This is a genomic window from Sphingomonas azotifigens NBRC 15497 (genome assembly GCF_002091475.1).
In the GTDB taxonomy this organism is placed as follows: Bacteria; Pseudomonadota; Alphaproteobacteria; order Sphingomonadales; family Sphingomonadaceae; genus Sphingomonas; species Sphingomonas azotifigens.
On record NZ_BCTR01000122.1, the window covers coordinates 1 to 2,227 of the forward strand.

The following is a 2,227-nucleotide window of genomic DNA, read 5'->3' on the forward strand; positions in this document are numbered from 1 at the left end:
GAGGCCGAGCGGGCGCGCGACGAGGATCGCGAGGCGCGGCAGCTGGCGTTTCTCAGGCGCTTCACCGTGTTCAATGTCGACCAGTGCGAGGGACTCCCCGAGCGGCTGACGGCCGTGGCGCAGGGCGAACCCGTCTCGCAAGCCGACCGCATTCCTGCTGCGCATGCGCTGATGGAAGCATGTGGGGCAGATATCCGGATCGGCGGTGGTGACGCATATTACAGCCCGGGCGGCAACTATGTCGCGGTGCCACCGCAGCTGGCATTCTACAATCACATCAACTGGTATCGCACCGTGCTGCACGAATTGGGGCACTGGACCGGGCATCGCTCCCGCCTTGACCGCGACCAGTCCGGCGCATTCGGCAGCGCCGCCTATGCCCGTGAGGAGCTGGTCGCGGAGATGGCGAGCGCGTTCACATGTGCGTCGCTGGCGATCCGGCCGTCGGTGCGGCACGCGGATTACATCGGCAGCTGGCTGGCGGTGCTGCGTGAGGATGAAAAGGCGATCTTCCGCGCGGCCAGCGCTGCCAGCAAGGCGGCAGATTATCTTCTCGGTTTCGTCGCGAATGGGGAGGCGGGGCAATGATGCGCTGGCTTCGTTTGCGGCGAATGCGTCACGCCTTTCGCGCTCTGCCCGACCGTGACCGGGCGATCTTCGGATCGGTGCGGTTTGATGATTGCAACTACGTCGAAGCGGCCGAACGGCATGACTGCAGCGTTGCCGAGGTGGAGCAGACCATTGCCCGTGTGATCCTTGCCCTGGATCGCGCCGAACGCGGCAAATGGCCGAGATAAACGCGACACCTCGCCCGCGACCTGCGGGCGAGGTGTACCTCGCGGCATCAGCGCGTTAGGATCGATCCATGAGGACCGGCCTCGATCATCTGCCGCCAGCCAAGCAGCGCGAGCTGGAGCGTGTCGTCCAAATCCTGTTCCAGGAATTCGGCGACGCGACCGCCGTTGCGACCTCGGACTGGAAGAAGCAGGGGCGCATCCTCAAGGTCATTCTGTACGGCAGCTACGCGCGCGGCGGATGGGTCGACGAGCCCCATACCGCCAAGGGCTATCAGTCAGACTTTGACCTTCTGGTTATCGTCAACAACGACAGGCTCACCGATCGCGCCCAGTTTTGGACGACCGCCGACGACCGGCTCAACCGCGAACTGGCGATCACCAAGACGCTCCGCACGCCAGTGAATTTCATCGTCCACACCCTGCAGGAGGTGAACGACGGCTTGGCGCACGGGCGCTATTTCTTCATGGATGTCGCTCGCGACGGCATCGCGTTGTACCAGAGCGATGACACCGAACTGCATCAGCCCAAGCCTAAGACGCCGAAGCAGGCGTTGGCCATGGCACGTGAGTATTTCGTCGAATGGTTTCCCAGTGCTGCCAGCAAGTTGGACCTCGCTGCCGATGCGCGTCGGAAGGGATATCTGAAAGACGCGGCCTTCCTGACGCATCAGGCCACGGAAAGCCTTTACCATTGCGTGCTGCTGGTCTGCACCTTCTATACGCCCCACGTGCACAATCTGACTTTCCTGCGCACGCAGGCGGAGCGCATCGACCCGCGCTTGGTCGACGCATGGCCGCGTGATCAGCGCGGCGCCCGCGCCCGGTTCGAGAAGTTGAAAGAGGCCTATGTGAAGGCGCGCTACTCGAAACATTACCGTATCAGCGAAGAGGAACTGGCGTGGCTGGGCGAGCGCGTCGAAGCGCTTGGCCAGGCCGTGCAGGTGATCTGCGAAGAGCGGATTGCGGCACTGGAACGCAGCGCCGCCGCCTGACCTAGGCGGCGATTTTCCCGGCGTCGATGAACGATAATTCGCGCTGCATCTGCGGCGCTTCGCTGCGTTCGGCGCAGCGCATGTCGCGGGCAATCGCGACGCTGATCCACTCGACTTTCCACGCCAGATCGAGCACGTCGCCGCGCTCCGCGCGGCTGATTGTAGCGATACCGGCGCCCTCGACGGCGACCGAAAATCGGCATTCGTCGACCCAATTGTCGACGCGTCCCTGCACCAGCGTGCCGTCCGAAGTCGCGATCGCAAAGCCCTCGTCGAGCGCACGCGCAGACAGGCAAATCTCGTCCTCCACGTCACTGGAAAGCTTCAGCCGCCCGTTCTCCAGTGGTTCGATTTTGATCGACATATCGGGCTCTTTCTGGCGACTCGGAAAGGCTGTGATGATAGAACATAATGGGAACAATCGAAAGGCGCGCGGGG

Annotated in this window: 4 protein-coding genes; 3 read left to right on the plus strand and 1 reads right to left on the minus strand. The window is 63.2% G+C overall.

Annotation, left to right across the window (positions count from 1 at the left end):
- From SAZ01S_RS23110 to SAZ01S_RS23120, 3 genes are all read left to right on the plus strand, one after another.
- Positions 1-588 (plus strand): ArdC family protein (locus SAZ01S_RS23110; RefSeq protein ID WP_245825163.1); only part of this gene is annotated, 588 nt, incomplete at its 5' end.
- Positions 585-797 carry a sigma factor-like helix-turn-helix DNA-binding protein gene (locus SAZ01S_RS23115; protein ID WP_084584678.1) on the plus strand — a complete coding sequence of 71 codons (213 nt, stop codon included), beginning with the start codon at positions 585-587 and terminating at the stop codon, positions 795-797. The genes SAZ01S_RS23110 and SAZ01S_RS23115, both read left to right, overlap by 4 nt.
- Before the next feature lie 68 nt (positions 798-865).
- On the plus strand, positions 866-1,789 hold the full coding sequence (locus SAZ01S_RS23120; RefSeq protein ID WP_084584679.1) for a HEPN domain-containing protein: 924 nt from the start codon (positions 866-868) through the stop codon (positions 1,787-1,789).
- 1 nt (position 1,790) lies between these two features.
- Here the strand turns inward: SAZ01S_RS23120 and SAZ01S_RS23125 are convergent.
- Positions 1,791-2,227 (minus strand): hypothetical protein (locus tag SAZ01S_RS23125; protein WP_218018165.1); only part of this gene is annotated, 437 nt, incomplete at its 5' end.